This is a genomic window from Caenispirillum bisanense, from assembly GCF_900230255.1.
Taxonomy (GTDB): Bacteria; Pseudomonadota; Alphaproteobacteria; order Rhodospirillales; family Rhodospirillaceae; genus Caenispirillum; species Caenispirillum bisanense_A.
The window spans coordinates 126,422-142,376 of the sequence record NZ_OCNJ01000002.1 but is presented as its reverse complement, the minus strand read 5'-3'; the positions used below and the strand labels follow the sequence as shown (position 1 = coordinate 142,376).

The 15,955-nt window shown below is 71.1% G+C and carries 16 protein-coding genes; 13 read left to right on the top strand and 3 right to left on the bottom strand.

Translation table 11 applies throughout. The features are described from left to right. The first annotated feature begins 39 nt into the window (after nucleotides 1-39). From hutG to CRP50_RS05115, 6 genes are all read left to right on the top strand, one after another. Nucleotides 40-1,026: a formimidoylglutamase gene (gene hutG, locus CRP50_RS05140; RefSeq protein ID WP_097278344.1), complete on the top strand. Its 987-nt coding sequence runs from the start codon at nucleotides 40-42 to the stop codon at nucleotides 1,024-1,026. A gap of 112 nt (nucleotides 1,027-1,138) precedes the next feature. Next, the gene (locus tag CRP50_RS05135; RefSeq protein WP_097277921.1) at nucleotides 1,139-2,110 is read left to right on the top strand and encodes a TAXI family TRAP transporter solute-binding subunit; all 972 of its coding nucleotides are present in this window, start codon (nucleotides 1,139-1,141) and stop codon (nucleotides 2,108-2,110) included. Between the two features lie 16 nt (nucleotides 2,111-2,126). Beyond that, nucleotides 2,127-2,642 carry a DUF1850 domain-containing protein gene (locus CRP50_RS05130; protein WP_097277920.1) on the top strand — a complete coding sequence of 172 codons (516 nt, stop codon included), beginning with the start codon at nucleotides 2,127-2,129 and terminating at the stop codon, nucleotides 2,640-2,642. A gap of 13 nt (nucleotides 2,643-2,655) precedes the next feature. Then, entirely contained in the window at nucleotides 2,656-4,929 is a 2,274-nt protein-coding gene (locus tag CRP50_RS05125; RefSeq protein ID WP_245913377.1) for a TRAP transporter permease, read from the top strand. A gap of 107 nt (nucleotides 4,930-5,036) precedes the next feature. Next, the gene (locus CRP50_RS05120) at nucleotides 5,037-5,837 is read left to right on the top strand and encodes an IclR family transcriptional regulator (RefSeq protein WP_097277919.1); all 801 of its coding nucleotides are present in this window, start codon (nucleotides 5,037-5,039) and stop codon (nucleotides 5,835-5,837) included. A 385-nt stretch (nucleotides 5,838-6,222) separates the two neighbouring features. Beyond that, nucleotides 6,223-7,065 carry a transglycosylase SLT domain-containing protein gene (locus CRP50_RS05115; RefSeq protein WP_245913376.1) on the top strand — a complete coding sequence of 281 codons (843 nt, stop codon included), beginning with the start codon at nucleotides 6,223-6,225 and terminating at the stop codon, nucleotides 7,063-7,065. A 113-nt stretch (nucleotides 7,066-7,178) separates the two neighbouring features. Here the strand turns inward: CRP50_RS05115 and CRP50_RS05110 are convergent, their stop codons facing one another. Then, a complete protein-coding gene (locus CRP50_RS05110) occupies nucleotides 7,179-8,447 on the bottom strand; it encodes an alpha-hydroxy-acid oxidizing protein (protein ID WP_097277918.1) in 1,269 nt (422 codons plus the stop codon). 140 nt (nucleotides 8,448-8,587) lie between these two features. Between CRP50_RS05110 and CRP50_RS05105 the strand changes: the two genes are divergently transcribed. Then, on the top strand, nucleotides 8,588-9,055 hold the full coding sequence (locus CRP50_RS05105) for a DUF411 domain-containing protein (RefSeq protein ID WP_097277917.1): 468 nt from the start codon (nucleotides 8,588-8,590) through the stop codon (nucleotides 9,053-9,055). 17 nt (nucleotides 9,056-9,072) lie between these two features. Here CRP50_RS05105 and CRP50_RS05100 read toward each other — a convergent pair whose 3' ends face one another. Beyond that, a complete protein-coding gene (locus tag CRP50_RS05100) occupies nucleotides 9,073-9,645 on the bottom strand; it encodes a DUF721 domain-containing protein (protein ID WP_176525035.1) in 573 nt (190 codons plus the stop codon). Between the two features lie 43 nt (nucleotides 9,646-9,688). On the opposite strand from CRP50_RS05100, the gene mutY reads away from it, so the two are divergent. Then, entirely contained in the window at nucleotides 9,689-10,777 is a 1,089-nt protein-coding gene (gene mutY / locus CRP50_RS05095) for an A/G-specific adenine glycosylase (protein ID WP_097277915.1), read from the top strand. An 18-nt stretch (nucleotides 10,778-10,795) separates the two neighbouring features. Here the strand turns inward: mutY and CRP50_RS05090 are convergent, their stop codons facing one another. Continuing rightward, entirely contained in the window at nucleotides 10,796-10,996 is a 201-nt protein-coding gene (locus CRP50_RS05090) for a hypothetical protein (RefSeq protein WP_097277914.1), read from the bottom strand. A 279-nt stretch (nucleotides 10,997-11,275) separates the two neighbouring features. Here CRP50_RS05090 and CRP50_RS05085 point away from each other — a divergent pair, with 279 nt between their 5' ends. From CRP50_RS05085 to CRP50_RS05065, 5 genes are all read left to right on the top strand, one after another. Further along, nucleotides 11,276-11,569 carry a hypothetical protein gene (locus CRP50_RS05085; RefSeq protein WP_097277913.1) on the top strand — a complete coding sequence of 98 codons (294 nt, stop codon included), beginning with the start codon at nucleotides 11,276-11,278 and terminating at the stop codon, nucleotides 11,567-11,569. Between the two features lie 178 nt (nucleotides 11,570-11,747). Beyond that, a complete protein-coding gene (gene upp, locus CRP50_RS05080; RefSeq protein ID WP_097277912.1) occupies nucleotides 11,748-12,392 on the top strand; it encodes a uracil phosphoribosyltransferase in 645 nt (214 codons plus the stop codon). Between the two features lie 27 nt (nucleotides 12,393-12,419). Continuing rightward, nucleotides 12,420-13,133 carry a thiaminase II gene (tenA, locus tag CRP50_RS05075; protein ID WP_097277911.1) on the top strand — a complete coding sequence of 238 codons (714 nt, stop codon included), beginning with the start codon at nucleotides 12,420-12,422 and terminating at the stop codon, nucleotides 13,131-13,133. After that, entirely contained in the window at nucleotides 13,130-14,758 is a 1,629-nt protein-coding gene (locus CRP50_RS05070; protein WP_097277910.1) for an alpha-amylase family glycosyl hydrolase, read from the top strand. The genes tenA and CRP50_RS05070 overlap by 4 nt, the downstream gene beginning before the upstream one ends. Before the next feature lie 103 nt (nucleotides 14,759-14,861). Beyond that, nucleotides 14,862-15,935, top strand: coding sequence for a TRAP transporter substrate-binding protein (locus CRP50_RS05065; protein ID WP_176525034.1), 1,074 nt, complete (start codon nucleotides 14,862-14,864; stop codon nucleotides 15,933-15,935). The last annotated feature ends 20 nt before the right edge of the window (nucleotides 15,936-15,955 follow it).

The following is a 15,955-nucleotide window of genomic DNA, read 5'->3' as shown; positions in this document are numbered from 1 at the left end:
GGCAGAATGGGCGAGGCACTGGCGCAACATCCGCCGTCGATGTTCATATATGAAAATGAACATCACAATTGGACGGGACGCACCGACCCCGAGGACGGTGCGCTCGCCGTGCGCTGGCATCATCGGGTGCGCCGGATCGAACCCGGCCAGGCGCGCCAGCCCCTCCCTGCCCTCGTCGGTTTCGCCTGCGACGCCGGCGTCGCCCGCAACCAGGGTCGGCGCGGCGCCGCTGCCGGCCCCGTCGTGCTGCGCCGCGCGCTCGCCAATCTGGCGTGGCGGCACGAGACGCCCGGCGTGTGGGACTTCGGCGACGTGCGCTGCCACGGCGACGCCCTGGAGACCGCGCAGGAGGCGCTGGCATCCACCGTCGCCGTCATGCTTGAAGAAGGGCACCGCCCGGTGGTGCTGGGCGGCGGCCACGAGACGGCCTACGGTTCGTTCGGCGGGCTCGACCGCTGGGCCCGCGGCGCCCGGCCCGACGCCCGCATCGGCATTCTCAACCTCGACGCCCATTTCGACCTGCGCCGCGTCGGCGCCGCCGGCCCGTCCTCCGGCACGCCCTTCGGCCAGATCCACGACGATCTGACCGAACGCGGCGCGCCCTTCCGCTATGCCTGCGTCGGCATCAGCCGCACCGCCAACACCGCCGCCCTGTTCGAGCGCGCGGCGGCGACCGGGACGCGCTGGCGGCTGGACGAGGACTGCACCGTGCGGCACCTCGACGCGACGCTGGCCTTCGTCTCCGATTTCGTCGCCGAGTGCGACCTCGTTCACCTGACGCTCGACCTCGACGTCCTGCCCGGCGCCGTCATGCCGGCGGTCAGTGCCCCGGCGCCGCGCGGCGTGCCGCTGGAGGTGATCGAGGCCGTCATCGATCGCGTTCTCGCCGCCCGCGGTCCCCAGGGTCCGAAGCTTGCGCTGGCCGACCTCGCCGAACTGAATCCCGCGGTCGATCCGCAGGGGCTCGGGGCGCGGGTGGCGGCGCTGCTGTGCGACCGACTCGTGGGGTCGTCGCCGGTGCCGTAACGCCGTCGCCCTTCCGCGTCGGCGCGTCGTCCCCGCGCCGGTGCTCGCCATGGTCGCCACGGGTGGGGGGCCTGGTCGGAGGCTCAACCGGGACAAGAGGAGTGAAGGACTGATGAAGAAGAGCATCATCCGGGCCTGCGCCGTCGCCGCCCTGACCCTCGCGGTCGCGGCCCCGGCGACCGCCGCCGAGCGCGTTTTCGTCGGCATCGCCACCGGCGGCACCGGCGGCACCTACTATCCGCTGGGCGGCATGCTGGCGCAGCTCATCTCCAACACCGTCGACCTGGGCGACAAGAAGCTGTCGGCCACCGCCGAGACCGGCAACGCCTCGGTCGCCAACGCCGGCCTTCTGGGGCGCGGCGAGATCGAGACCGCCTTCGTGGCCGCCGACATCCTGGACGCCGCCTACCACGGCAAGAACCAGTTCGACGGCAAGGCGCAGGACAAGATCCGCGCCCTCGGCGCCCTCTACCCGGAAACCGTGCAGCTGGTCGCCCGCACCGGCGCCGGCATGTCCTCCTTCGAGGACCTGAAGGGCCACTCCGTGTCCTCCGGCTCCCCCGGGTCCGGCCAGTGGCAGCTGCTCGGCGACCTGCTGAACGTCGCCGGCCTGAAGCGCGAAGACGTCAGCGAGGATTATTCGTCGTTCTCGCAGTCGGCCGAGAAGATCGCCGACGGCAACCTCGACGCCTCGCTCATCACCGCCGGTGCGCCGACCGCCTCGATCACCGAGCTGGCCAACGCCCACGACATCACCGTCCTGCCCATCGCCGGCCCGGCCGTCGACGAGCTGCTGAAGGTTCAGCCCTACTACGCCCGCGCCACCCTGCCGGCCGGCACCTACAAGGGCCTCGACAAGGACGTGCAGACCATCGCCGTGCGCGCCATCTGGGCGACCCATGCGGACCTGCCGGAAGACCTCGCCTACGCCCTGACCAAGGCGCTGTACGAGAACACCGAGACGCTCGCCAAGGTGCACGTGAAGGGTAAGGAGATCACCCTGGAAAGCGCCCTCGAGTCCATCTCGGTCCCCCTCCACCCCGGCGCCGAGCGGTACTACCGTGAAAAAGGCCTCGTCAAGTAAGGAGGCCGTCGCCCGTGTGTTCCGGCCGGCACTGCTGCTCGCGGTGCTGGCCGGCTGCGCCGGACCGATGCCGACCCCTGCCACCGATCCCGCGGCGGCCGCCTGCGTGCCGCACCTCGACGTCCTGACCCACCCGCACGAGGAGCCGCTCGCGCGGGTTCCTCTCGGGCCGGACGGCGCCTTCGCGCTGTCCTTCATCCATTCCGTGTCGCTCACCCCGGTGCGCGACGAATACGTCCTCGACGCCGACGGCGCCATTCGCCAGACCGCCGAGATCTTCGTCGCCCACGGGCAGGGGCTTCCCTCCGGCGCCGACGAACCGGGGGGCCTGGCCTGGGAGCACGAGGACGGGCGCTTCCGCCTGACCATGGACCGCGCCATCCCGCGGCTGGTCGTCCGCACCGACGCCGAGTACCGCAACCGTCTGCACGCGGCTGGTGGGACGGTCGATCTGAACCAGTGGAGCGATCAGGCCCTGTACCTGCGCCCCGCCCCCTGTCCGACACCCCTTCGGCCCGGCGTGGGCCGCTGAGAGGAGACCCACCATGAGCCTTGAGGCGCCCCGCCCGCCCCACGCCCCGTCCCGCGATGCCGGCCGCCCGGAAATGGTGGACGATCAGGGCTTCCATCACATTTCCGCCGAACAGGCGGACGAGCTGGTCCGGAAGTACGACAACGAGGTCAACTTCCGCCGCCTGACCGGCTCGACCGGCGCCATCGCCACGGTCGCCTGCATCGCCATCAGCCTGTTCCACGTCTACACGGCCGGCTTCGGGCTGCTGAACGAGGTGATGCACCGGTCGGTGCACATGTCGTTCATCCTGCCGCTCGTCTTCCTGTTCTTCCCCCGCCAGAAGGGCACGGGCACGCCGCGCGCCTGGGGCTTCGGGCTGGCCTTCGCCGCCTTCTACATGTTCCTGGCATGGCAGCTGGTCGACACCCTGAGCGGACAGGTGCCGGATCTGGCGCTGTGGGGCCTGATGGGCGTGGTCGGCATCATCGCCCTGACGGCACTGCCGATCCGGGCGCTCGGCGGGCTCGGCGACCGGCTGTCCGTGGTCGATTGGCCGCTGGCGGTCGCGGGCATGGCGTCGTCGCTGTACCTCGTGGTGTTCTTCGAGGACATCTTCATCGCCAACGCCGGTTTCCCCAGCCCGCTCGACTACATCATGGGCCTCTTGGCCATCGTCATGGTACTGGAAGCCGCCCGCCGCACCATGGGCGAGACGCTGCCGGTGATCGGGACGGCGGCGCTGCTCTACGCCGTGCTCGGCCCCTACCTGCCGGGCATGCTGGCGCACCGCGGCTACGACATCATCCGCATGGTCAACCACCTGTACCTGGGCACGGAAGGCATCTACGGCGTCGCCATCGGCGTCGTCGCCACCTACGTCTTCCACTTCGTCCTGTTCGGCGTGCTGGCGCAGGCGTCCGGCCTCGGCCAGCTGTTCATCGAGCTGGCGACCATTCTCGCCGGCCGCTATTCCGGCGGCCCGGCCAAGGTCTCGGTGGTGTCGTCGGGCTTCTTCGGCATGATCTCCGGCTCGCCCATCGCCAATACGGTGACGACCGGCGCCTTCACCATCCCCATGATGATCCGCAAGGGCTTCTCGCCCAAGTTCGCCGCCGCCGTCGAGGCCTCGTCGTCGTGCGGCGGCCAGGTGACACCGCCGATCATGGGCGCCTCGGCCTTCGTGATGACCGAGATGCTCGGCATTCCCTACAACGAGCTGATCCTCATCGCCATCGTGCCGGCGGCGTTCCACTACCTCGCGACGCTGTGCATGGTCCACCTGGAGGCCCGCCGCCTCGGCCTCGAAGGCATGAGCAAGGACCAGATCCCGCAGATCCTGGACGTGCTGAAGCGGTCGTGGCACCTGCTGATCCCGCTGGTGGCCATGGTCACCCTGCTGCTGATGCAGTACACGCCGTTCCTGTCGGCGTTCTGGGGCATCATCCTCACCGTCGTCTGCTCCTACATCCCGCTCCTCACCAAGGCCCTGAAGATCGGCAGCCTGGACACCTCGTCGGTGCTGACGCCGCACCGCCTGAAGGAAGGCCTGGTGAGCGGCGCGCAGCATTCCATCGCCATCACCGCCGCCTGCGCCTGCGTCGGCTTCATCCTGGGCGTCACCACGCTGACCGGCCTCGGCTTCAAGTTCTCCGGCGCCGTCATCCAGCTGGCCGAGGCGACGGGCCTGTGGCTGTCGGCGGTCGACCCCACCGGCACCATCACCACGACGGCGGCGACCCTGTTCGTCGGCCTGCTGCTGGTGGGCCTCGCCTGCATCGTCATGGGCGCCGGCATCCCGACGACACCCACCTACATCATCCTCGCCTCCATCGCCGCCCCGGCGCTGAACGAGCTGGGCGTGCCGCTGGTCGCCACCCACTTCTTCGTCTTCTACTACGGCGTCCTGGCCGACGTGACGCCGCCGGTCGCGCTCGCCGCCTATGCGGGTGCCGGCATATCGGGGTCGGACCCCATGCGCACCGGCCTGACCGCCTTCCGCCTGTCCATGGGCAAGGCCCTGGTGCCGTTCATGTTCATCTATGCCCCGAGCCTGCTGTTCGTGGACTTCACCTGGAGCGAGTTCCTGCTCGCGCTGGGGTCCGGCATCACCTGCATCGTCGCCCTGTCGGCGGCCTACATCGGCTACTTCAAGACGACGCTCGGCACGCTCGACAAGGTTCTGCTGACCCTGGCCGGGCTGGTCCTGGTGGGCAGCAACCCGTGGGCCGTGGCGGCGGCCGGGACGGTGGTCGTGGTGGTGTTGGGACGCAACACGCTGCTTGCCAGACGGGCGGCCCTCGCATAGATCAACGCACACGGCAGGGAGGCCCTCGGGCCTCCCGCTTCGTGTCGGCGGACCGATGCGCCGGCTCCCCTGCAACCCCTTCCGCCCACCACCGCGAGACGACGTCCTTGGAAGAGAACACCAGAGAGCCGGCAGGCCCCTACATCGTTCCGGCACTGCAGAAGGCCCTGCGGGTGCTGGAGCTGTTCTCCGCCGAGCGCCGGTCGCTGACCACGGCCGACTTCGCCGCCCACCTGGGCGTCAGCGCGTCGTCCATCTACCGCATCGTCTTCACGCTGACGGAGATGGGGTATCTGACCAAGACGGGCCGCAACACCTATGAACTGGGGCCGCAGGTGGTGTCGCGCGGCTTCAGCTTCCTCGCCGGGCGCGAAATCCTCCAGGTGGCCGTGCCCTACATCAACCGCCTGCGCGACGACACCAGCATGTCGAGCCACATGGCGGTTCGCGAAGGCACGGAAGCCATCTACATCTACCGCGCCCTGGCGCCGCAGCGCATTTCGGTGAACGTGCCGGTGGGATCGCGCTTCCCCTGCCACACCATCGCCATGGGCCGCGTCCTGCTGACCGCGCTGGACGACGACGACCTGACCACCCTCTACAAGGGCGTGCGCATCGACGGCTATCCGCCGCCGGCGCCGCAGACGCTGCTCGAACTGAAGGAACGCATCGCCGCCGACCGCCGGGCCGGCTGGGCGCTCGACTACTCCGACTACTCGACGGCCATCGCCGCCCCCATCCGCGACTACGTCGGACAGGTGGTGGCGGCGATCAACGTCAGCGGCCCCGACATGGTGATGCACAACGACGGCGTCCAGGACAGCCTGCGAGCGGCCCTGCTGAAGACGGCCGACGCCATCTCCCGCGACCTCGGGTGGTCGGGCCGGGCGGCGCCCGCGACCTCCTGACCCGCGCCGGCCGCCGCGCGCCCTTCGGGCTGGCCGCGGACAAAAAAAGGCCGCGCACGAAGCGCGGCCCAAGTCTAGGGAGGAAACGTCCAAGAAAGGCAGACGGTTGGACTGTCCGAGGACCGTCCGGTTGCTGCGATGCAAAAATTAGCGCTCGCGGCCGCGGGACGCAAGCCTAAAAAATAGGCACGACCACATTTTGGTCATGCATCCCTCGAACACGGCGAAGAAATCGTTTTCGCGCAAGGCTTTGGCAACCCCCGCGTTGAGGGCTGGGAGCCATTCGCCCAGCGCATGCCATGTTGGCACGGCGGGTGCTTGCCCTCGACGGCCTAGGCCATCCGCGTTAGGTATGGCGCCTTCCACCCCTGTTCGCCGGCCGCCGATGATGCACCGCACCTTCCGCCTCGCCGCCTTCGCCGCCGCCCTCCTCGCTGCGGCTGTCGTCGTCGCGCCGGCGCCGGTGCGGGCCGCCGCGCCGGCCGAGGCGCCAACCCCGCCGCCGGACCTGTGCCGCGCCGCCACCCAGCGCGAGGAAGGCTACCGCTCCATGCCGGCCAACCTGCTCAGCGCCATCTCGCTGGTCGAGTCCGGCCGCTGGGACAAGGCGCGCGGCGGCCGCGTCGCCTGGCCGTGGACGGTCATGGCCGAGGGACGTGGGCGATATCTGCCGAGCAAGGAGGAAGCCATTGCCGAGGTGCAGCGCCTGAAGGCCAAGGGCGTGCGCAACATCGACGTCGGCTGCATGCAGGTGAACCTGCACTGGCACGGCGAGGCCTTCGACAGCCTGGAAGAAGCCTTCGACCCCCGCGCCAACGCCGCCTATGCGGCGGAATTCCTCACCAACCTCTATGCCGAGACGCGCGACTGGGACACCGCCGCCGCCTACTACCACTCGCGCACGCCCGAGCGCGCGGAATACTACAGCGGCAAGGTGAAGGTCGCCCTGGCCGAGCTGGAAGGCCAGCCGCGGGCGCCGGAAATCGACGAGACGCTGGTGCGCATGGCCGCCATCCGCCGCCAGATCGACGAGCGCGCCCAGGCCCTGAAGGAAAAGAACGAGCTGCAGAAGCAGATCCGCGAGGCGCAGCTCGCCACCGCCCGCCACTTCGCCGAGACGTGGCGCGAGCGCCGCATGCAGCAGTACAAGGAAAAGCGCCTGGAGCAGGAGGTGGACGAGATCCTCAACCGCCTCGGCCCGGCGCCGCAGAAGGGTGCAGCGCGGTAGAGTAGTTTGCGCTCTGTCGCGAGCGCGCCAGAGCTGCGTTCATGCGCCACGCAGGCTCCCGCGCCTGACCGGCGCGGGGGCGCAGTCGCGCCCCCGAAGAGTCTGTTTGCGCTCTAGTCGAACCCGCCTTCCACCAGCACCTCGCGCCCCAGGTCCGCCAGGGACCGCCGCCCCGCCAGTCCGAGGGTGAGGTCGAGGTCGGCGATCAGGTTGTCGATCACCGCCCGCACCCCCGCCTCGCCGGCCAGCGCCAGGCCGTAGACGTAGGGGCGGCCGAGCAGCACGGCCCGCGCGCCCAGGCACAGCGCCTTCAGGATGTCGGCGCCGGTGCGGATGCCGCTGTCGAACAGCACCGGCACCCGCCCGTCCACCGCCGCCACCACCGCCGGCAGGGCATCCAGCGCCGCCACCGCGCCGTCCACCTGCCGGCCGCCGTGGTTGGAGACGACGACGCCGTCCATGCCCAGCTCCACGGCGCGGCGGGCGTCGGCGGGGTGCAGGATGCCCTTCACCAGGATGGGCAGCCGCGTCCACTGGCGCAGGCGGGGCAGGTCGTCCCACGTCAGGTCGGGGCGGGAATAGACGCCGATGAAGCGCCGCACCGCCGCCAGCGCCTCGCCCGAGCGCAAATCCTCCACCCGGCCGCCGCGGCCGCGCCACGACCGCACCAGCTCCACGATGGAGCCGATGGCACCGAGGCCCAGCGCCGGCCGCTCGCCCGCCTCGGACGGCAGGCTGCGGAACACCGGGTCGGTGAAGTAGTTGGCCATGCCGCGCGCCCGCAGGAACGGCAGGTAGCCGAGGTCGAGGTCGCGCGGCCGCCAGCCGAGCAGCGTCGTGTCGAGCGTCACCACGATGGCCTCGTAGCCGGCCGCCTCCGCCCGGCCGACGAAGCTCGCCACCAGCTCGTCGGAGGTCGACCAGTAGAGCTGGAACCAGCGCGGCGCGTCGCCCATGGCGGCGGCGATCTCCTCCAGCGGACGCGACGCCTGGCTGGAGGCGACGAAGGGCACGCCGGCCGCCGCCGCCGCCCGGGCCGCCGCGGGGTCGGCGGCGGCATGCGCCATCTCCAGCACGCCGATGGGGGCGAGCAGCAGCGGCGCCGGCAGGGTGCGGCCGAACAGGCTGACTGAAAGGTCGCGCTGCGCCACGTCGCGCAGCATGCGCGGCATGATCCGCCAGCGGTCGAAGGCGGCGCGGTTGGCCGCCACGGTACGCTCCAACCCCGCCCCGCCGGCCACGTAGGCGGCGGCGCGGCGGGTCATCACGGCCAGCGCCCGGCGCTCCAGCTCGTCGGCATCCACCGGCACCGGCGGGCGGCGCCCGGCCATGCCGGCGAGGTAGAGGACGGCCTGGCGGCGGCGTCCGGGGGAGAGGCTCATGGCGGCTCCGGCACGGGAGGAACGGGCGGCGGGCGTCCCGTCTGGTGTGGGGTCCGACATGACCGGGATCAAGGCGGCGGTTGCCCCGGCAGGCCATTCTGCCCCATATGACCCCGTATCCTCGGCTTGGGAGCTGTCACATGATCTCGCGACGCAAGACCCTCGGCGGAGCCGCCGCCGTCCTGGCGCTGGGCGCCGGCCTGCTCACCTTCGGCTTCGGCGGCGGCGGGACCGCGACCGCCGAGGCGGCCGAAATGGAGGTGTGGAAGTCGCCGTCCTGCGGCTGCTGCGGCGGCTGGATCGACCACATGCGCGCCGAAGGCTTCACCCTGAAGGTCCACGACGTCGAGGACGTGACGCCGGTGAAGATGCAGCACGACGTGCCCGCCGAAATGGCGTCGTGCCACACCGCCGTCATCGACGGCTACGTGGTGGAAGGCCACGTCCCGGCGTCGGATGTGCGCCGCCTGCTCACCGAGCGCCCGAAGGCCACCGGCCTCGCCATCCCCGGCATGCCGCAGAGCGCGCCCGGCATGGACATCCCCGGCGAGCCCTACGAGGTGCTGCTGTTCGACGGCGACCGCACCCAGGTCTACGCCCGCCACTGACGGCCGACGCAGGGCCGTCAGCCGCGCTGGCGGCCCTTCTTGTCCGGCGGCGTCATGTCGCGCCGCGCCATGGCCTCGCCCAGCTTGGCGAGGGCGTCCTTGAGCGCCGGGTGATCGACGTTCTGCAGTTGCAGCGCCAGCCGCTCGCGCGCCGGTTCGGGCAGCGGCGGCGGGTCGCTGGCCTTGCGCGGGCGCGGCGGCAGCGGGCGCTGGTGGATGCGCACGTCGGCGATGGCCGGATAGCCGTAGAAGCCGTTCACCCGCTGGATGATCTGCGGGGTCAGGTGCTGCAACTGCGTCGCCAGCGCCCCCGACGGCACCCGCAGGTGCAGGATGCCGCCCGACCGTTCGCCCTTGGGGAACTGGATGCGCTCCGGCGCCGAGTTGGTGGCGAGGAACGAGCCGCCGACGATGGCCGCCCAGTGGAAGCAGATGTCGCCCTCGCCCAGGCCCCGCTTGCCGAGCAACGGCCGCATGAGCTTGGCGCCCAGCAGGTCGATCTGCACCGGTCCGCCGCGCCGCTGCGCGGAGGGCAGGATGCCGCTCGGCTTGCGCGAGCGGGCGGGCTCTTTCTTCGCGTCCTCGTCCATGGCACTGTGCCTCGCTTTGCAGCCTGAGACATAGCCCCTTCCCATGCCGTCGTCCATGGCCTCCGCCTCCGCCGCCGACCCGAGCCTGCCGGCCCTGCTGCTGGCGTGGTACGACCGCCACGCCCGCCGCCTGCCGTGGCGCACGCCGCCCGGCGGGCCGGCGCCTGACCCCTACGGCGTGTGGCTGTCGGAGGTGATGCTGCAGCAGACGACGGTCGCCGCCGTCATCCCCTACTACCAGCGCTTCCTGGCGCGCTGGCCGACGGTGCGCGACCTGGCGGCGGCGCCGCTCGACGACGTGCTGACGGAATGGGCGGGGCTCGGGTACTACGCCCGCGCCCGCAATCTGCACAAGTGCGCCATGGCGGTGACGGAGCGCCACGGCGGCGTCTTCCCCGACACGGAAGAAGCCCTGCGCGACCTGCCGGGCATCGGGGCCTATACGGCGGCGGCTGTGGCGGCCATCGCCTTCGGCCGGCGGGCGACCGTGGTCGACGGCAACGTTGAGCGCGTCATGGCGCGGCTGTTCGCGGTGGAAGACCCGCTGCCGGGCAGCAAGGGCGAGCTGAAGCGCCTCGCCGATACGCTCACCCCCGACAGCCGCTGCGGCGATTACGCCCAGGCGGTGATGGACCTGGGCGCCACCGTCTGCACGCCGCGCTCGCCGTCGTGCCTCGCCTGTCCGTGGCAGGCCCCCTGCGCCGCCCGCCGATCCGGCATCGCCGAGGAATTGCCGCGCAAGGACCGCAAGGCCGCCAAGCCCGTGCGGCGCGGCGTCGCCTTCTGGCTGACCGACGACGACGGCCGCGTGCTGCTGCGCCGCCGGCCGGAGGACGGGCTGCTCGGCGGCATGATCGAGGTGCCGTCGACCCCCTGGCGCGAGGGCAGTCCGTGGGCGCCGGAGGAGGCGCTGGAGCACGCCCCGCTGCGGGGCCTGCGGTGGACGCCGCTGCCGGGCCTGGTGCGCCACACCTTCACCCACTTCCACCTGGAACTGACCCTGGTCGCCGCCACCGCCGAGGCCGCGCAACCGCCGGCGGCGGCGCGCTGGGTGGCGCTGCCGGCGCTCGGCGGCGAGGCGCTGCCGACGGTCATGCGCAAGGTGGTGCGGGCCGCCGTGGCGGGGCTGTGAGCCCCGCCGGCGCTGCCGTCAGGCGGCGCGCGACTTCAGCGCCTGCTTGACGCGGTCGCGGTCGGTGGCGTCTTCGAAGACCAGCAGCAGATCCTTGCGCCCCTTTTCCACGTCGACCCCGTCGAGGCGGATCTCGAAGCGGGCGTGGCAGAGACGCTCCAGCCAACGCTCCACCGAGTCGGTGGGTCGGCTTGTCGAGAATTTCAGTCCGAAACGCACGGCTTAAATCCCTGGCTTTGCTACGACTATATTCCCCCACTCTCCCGAAGCGCTGATATAACCTGAGCTTAGGCGTCGAGAATAGGACTTTCGATATAGGAAGAACGATCGCCCGGCACCTGGGGATGAGGTGTCGCACGCCGATCCGACTTCCTCAACATCTTGAAACACTTGGCTCTTTTGGTGCGCCGCAGCGAAGAAATGGCCGTGAGCGGGGTGTCGGAGAGTGTTACACTTTCTCCGTGGACTCGAAGAACGAACGTCCCAAGGGAGGCTGACATGTTGACCCTCCAGGATTGCGTCGCGCTGAGCGAGCTGACCCCCGAAGAACTGATGGTCATCGCCCGTCACGAACACCTGCCCGACATCGTGGCGGTGGAGAAAGGCTATGCCTTCCTGCAGAAGGAATGGGGCAACCCGGCCCTGCGGCAGATGGTGATGGACGAACTGACCGAAGCCATGCAGCACGGCGAGCGCGAGGCGGCGCTCAAGCTCATGGAACTCCTCCGCGAGTGCTGCGAGAAGCATCCCGGCGGTTTCGACCGTCGCGCCGGCCGCCGGCCGCACGCCTGACCCGGCCACACCCCATCCATGTCCGAGGCGACCCGCCGCGCACCCCTGCCGGCGGGTTTCGTCCGTCGGCGACGACGTCCGCCGGCGACTCCCGGGGTGCATCGGGGCGCCCGCCGATGCTATAAGGCCGGCAGAGCCAGCTCACCCTCCCCTTCCGCGCAATGACGGTCCGACGCCCATGACGACTGAGTTCCCGAACCTGCACGTGCTCGACCACCCGCTGATCCAGCACAAGCTGTCGCACATGCGCGACAAGGGCACCTCGACGCGCACCTTCCGCACCCTGCTGCGCGAGATCGCGCTGCTCATGGGTTACGAGGTGACGCGCAACCTGCCGCTGGAAAACCGCCGCATCGAGACCCCCATGCAGGCCATGGACGCGCCGGTCCTGCAGGGCAAGAAGGTCGCCATCGTGCCGATCCTGCGGGCCGGCAACGGCATGGCCGACGGCCTGATGGAGCTGATGCCCGGCGCCCGCGTCGGCCACATCGGCCTGGTGCGCGACCCCGAGACGCACAAGCCGAGCGAATACCTGGTGAAGCTGCCGGAAGCGGCCAGCCGCACCTTCATCCTGGTCGACCCCATGCTCGCCACCGGCCACTCGGCGGTGCATGCCGTCGACGTGCTGAACCGCCACGGCGTGCCCGACGAGAACATCCTGTTCCTGGCGCTGGTGACCGTGCCGGAGGGCATGCGCACCTTCAACGCGAAGCACCCGAACGTGCAGGTCTACGTCGCCTCGCTGGACGAGCGGCTGGACGACCACGCCTACATCCTGCCGGGCCTCGGCGATGCCGGCGACCGCCTGTTCGGAACCAAGTAAGCCAAGCCAGGGAGCCCCCGCCCCCCCATGACGGCCGACATCTTCCCGCACCTGAAAGCCGCCTGCGCCGACGACTGGAATGCCTACGTCCACCACCGCTTCGTGCGCGAGCTGGCGGCCGGCACCCTGCCGGAGGACGCCTTCCGCTGGTATCTGGCGCAGGACTACCTGTTCCTCGTCCACTTCAGCCGCGCCTGGGCGCTGGCGGCGGTGAAGGCGGACCGACTGGACGAGATGCGCCACGCCGTCGCCACCGTGAACGCGCTCATCAACCACGAAATGAGCCTGCACGTGGAGTACAGCGCCGGCTGGGGCCTGACGGAAGAGGCCATGGCCGCCCTGCCGGAGGCGCCGGCCAACATCGCCTATACCCGCTACGTGCTCGACCGCGGCCATTCCGGCGATCTGCTCGACCTGCTGGTGGCGCTGGCGCCCTGCGTCATCGGCTATGCCGAGATCGGCGCCTGGATGGACGAGGGCCGGGCGAGCGGCCTCGCCACCTGGGACGGCAACCCCTACCGCGCCTGGATGGAGATGTATGCCGGCGCCGAATACCAGGAGGTGGCGGCGGACGTGCGCGGCCTCATCACCCGCGTCGCCGAGCGCCGCATTGGCCAGGACCCCATGGCCTCGGGCCGCTGGGGCTCACTGCGCGACGGCTTCGCGGCGGCGACTCGGCTCGAGGTCGGGTTCTGGGAGATGGCGCTCGCGCCGCAGCCCCTGCCGCGGGCGGGCGCATGACGGAGCGGGACGATCCCTGGCGCGGCGCCGTCGTCTACCAGATCTATCCGCGCAGCTTCCGCGACGCCGACGGCGACGGCATCGGTGACCTGGCCGGAATCGTCGAGAAACTGCCCTACGTGGCGTCGCTCGGCGTCGATGCGGTGTGGGTGTCGCCCTTCTTCGCCTCGCCCATGGCCGACTTCGGCTACGACGTCAGCGACTACAAGGCGGTCGACCCCATGTTCGGCACGCTGGCCGACGCCGACCGCCTCATCGCCGAGGCTCATCGCCTGGGGCTCAAGGTGCTGGTCGACCTGGTGTTCTCCCACACCAGCGCCGAGCACCCGTGGTTCAAGGCGAGCCGGGTGTCGCGCGAGGGCGAGCATGCCGACTGGTACGTCTGGGCCGACCCCGAGCCAGACGGCAGCCCGCCCAACAACTGGCTGTCGGTGTTCGGCGGCGGCGCCTGGGCGTGGGAGCCGCGGCGGCGGCAGTACTACCTGCACCACTTCCTCGCCCAGCAGCCCAAGCTGAACCTGCGCCACCCGGCGGTGCTGGACGCGGTGTGCGAAATCGCCGACTGGTGGATGGCGCGCGGTGTGGACGGCTTCCGGCTGGACGCCGTCGACTTCATGCTCCACGACCCGACGCTCGCCGACAACCCGCCCTACCCGGAAAAGCGCATCGCGCTGCGCCCCTACAACATGCAGCTGCACGCCCACGACCTGGCGCACCCGGAGACTGGCGACGTGCTCGCCCGCCTGCGCGCCGTCATGGACAGCCGGCCGGGCAGCTTCGCCATCGCCGAGGTCGGCAGCGAACCGACGCGCGTCTCGCCGGTGGAGCGCGCCGAGTTCTACACCGCCCAATGCGGCGACGACCGGCGCTTGCACATGGCCTATACCCTCGGCCTCATGAAGGGGACCGGCTCGGCCGAGGCCTTGCGCACCTCCGTCGCCCACGTCGAGACGCACATCGACGACGGCTGGCTGTGCTGGGCCTTCTCCAACCACGACGTGGAGCGGGTGGCGTCGCGCTGGGGCGACGGCTCGCCGGCCGCCGCCAAGCTGTTCAACGCCCTGTTGCTGAGCTTGCGCGGCGCCGTTTGCGTCTACCAGGGCGAGGAACTGGGCCTGACCGAGGCCGAGGTGCCGGTCGAGCGCCTGCGCGACCCCTACGGCATCACCTACTACCCCCACTTCAAGGGCCGCGACGGCAGCCGCACGCCCATGCCGTGGCGGCGCAACGCCGCCCATGCCGGCTTCACCGAAGCCCGCAGCGGCGAGCCCTGGCTGCCGGTGCCACCGGAGCACCGCGCCGCCGCCGTCGACGTGCAGGAAGCCGACCCCGACTCGGTGCTGGCGGCGTGGCGGCGCTTCGTCGGCTGGCGCCGCACCCAGCCGGCCCTGACGCGCGGCAGCCTCGCCCTGCTGCCCGCCGCCGAGCCGGTGCTCGCCTTCGAACGCGGCGGGCAGGACGGCGCCCTCCTCGTGTGCCTGTTCAACCTGAGCGCCTCCCCGGCCGAGGCCGCCGTGCCGTCCGCCGCCGTCGCCGCCGAAGGCCACGGCTGGCCGACACCCGCGCCCGATGCCGCCGGCCGCGTCGCCTTGCCGGCCTGGGGGGCTTGGTTCGGCCGGCGCTGAACGCGCGTGGCGTTGCCTGCGGCTTCGCGGTAAACTGCGGCGGGCACACCCCGACCCGGCGTCTGGGTGTTGTGCGGGCACGGTCAGGGGGAGTAGGCGTGTCTTGGCATTCCGGTTGAACAGGGCCGGCCGCAGGGGGCGGCGGGCGGCGCGGCGAATCGCGGCCGCGCTGGCGGTTGGGCTCGCCCTGCTGCCGGCCGCGGTGGGCGCGCGCGAACTGGTGGTGCAGAGCGTCTTTCCCGCCGGCATGGTCTTCCTGTCCGACAGCGAGCGCCACGTCGCCGAGCGCACCGCCGCCGTCAGCGGCGGCGCCCTGACGCTGAACTTCGTCGGCTCGGGCGCCATCGTGCGGGCGCCGGAGCTGTTCGCCGCGGTGCAGGACGGCCGGGTGGAGGCCGCCTGGGACTGGATCGGCTACCGCGCCGCACAGATCCCCGTGGCCGGCGTCATCGCCTCCTACCCCTATGGCCCGTCGCCGGTGCAGCTGGCGGCGTGGCTCTACGGCGGCGGCGGCGAGGAGATCCTGCGTCGCGCCTATGCCCGCGAAGGCCTCTTCGCCCTGCCCTGCCACATGGTGGTGTCGGAAGCCGGCGGCTGGTTCCTGCGCGAGATCGAAACGGTCGAGGACTTCAAGGGCCTGCGCATGCGCATCGCCGGCCTCGGCGCCCAGGTGCTGGAGCGGCTGGGTGGCGTGCCGAGCAACGAGCCGGTGGACGCCCTCTACGACTCCCTCGCCGCCGGACGCCTGGACGCCATCGAATTCAGCGTGCCCATGGCCGACCTGTCGCTCGGCTTCGACCGCTTCGCGCGGTACTACTACTTTCCGGGCTGGCACCAGCCGTCCAGCGTGAACGTGCTGATGATGCGCCTGGACACATGGGACTCGCTGGCGGCGCAGGAGCGTGAGATCCTGACCTCCGTGTGCCGTGCCAACATCATATGGAGCCTCGCCAACGGGCTGCAGCCCCAGGCCGCCGCGCTGGACACCTTCCGCGCCCAGGGCATCGAGGTGCGGCGCTTCAGCTATCCGGTGCTCAAGCGGCTGCAGGCGGTGTCGCGCGAGGTCCTGGCCGATGCCGCCGCCAAGGACCCGCTGGTGGCCGAGGCGGTGCGGTCCATGACCGGGTTCATGACCACCCTGCAGCGCTGGGAATCGCTGCAGCAGCTGCCGCCCTGAGCCGGAGACCGCCGCCGCCC

Excerpts from the sequence above, each read along its gene's own strand:
- CRP50_RS05110 (WP_097277918.1), bottom strand. The coding sequence starts at position 8,447 with ATGAGCCTCTCCCCCGGACGCCGCCGCCAGGCCGTCCTCTACCTCGCC.
- mutY (WP_097277915.1), top strand. The coding sequence starts at position 9,689 with ATGCCGTCGTCCATGGCCTCCGCCTCCGCCGCCGACCCGAGCCTGCCG.
- tenA (WP_097277911.1), top strand. The coding sequence starts at position 12,420 with ATGACGGCCGACATCTTCCCGCACCTGAAAGCCGCCTGCGCCGACGAC.
- hutG (WP_097278344.1), top strand. The coding sequence starts at position 40 with ATGTTCATATATGAAAATGAACATCACAATTGGACGGGACGCACCGAC.
- CRP50_RS05125 (WP_245913377.1), top strand. The coding sequence starts at position 2,656 with ATGAGCCTTGAGGCGCCCCGCCCGCCCCACGCCCCGTCCCGCGATGCC.
- CRP50_RS05105 (WP_097277917.1), top strand. The coding sequence starts at position 8,588 with ATGATCTCGCGACGCAAGACCCTCGGCGGAGCCGCCGCCGTCCTGGCG.
- CRP50_RS05115 (WP_245913376.1), top strand. The coding sequence starts at position 6,223 with ATGATGCACCGCACCTTCCGCCTCGCCGCCTTCGCCGCCGCCCTCCTC.
- CRP50_RS05100 (WP_176525035.1), bottom strand. The coding sequence starts at position 9,645 with ATGGACGAGGACGCGAAGAAAGAGCCCGCCCGCTCGCGCAAGCCGAGC.
- CRP50_RS05135 (WP_097277921.1), top strand. The coding sequence starts at position 1,139 with ATGAAGAAGAGCATCATCCGGGCCTGCGCCGTCGCCGCCCTGACCCTC.
- CRP50_RS05085 (WP_097277913.1), top strand. The coding sequence starts at position 11,276 with ATGTTGACCCTCCAGGATTGCGTCGCGCTGAGCGAGCTGACCCCCGAA.
- CRP50_RS05070 (WP_097277910.1), top strand. The coding sequence starts at position 13,130 with ATGACGGAGCGGGACGATCCCTGGCGCGGCGCCGTCGTCTACCAGATC.
- upp (WP_097277912.1), top strand. The coding sequence starts at position 11,748 with ATGACGACTGAGTTCCCGAACCTGCACGTGCTCGACCACCCGCTGATC.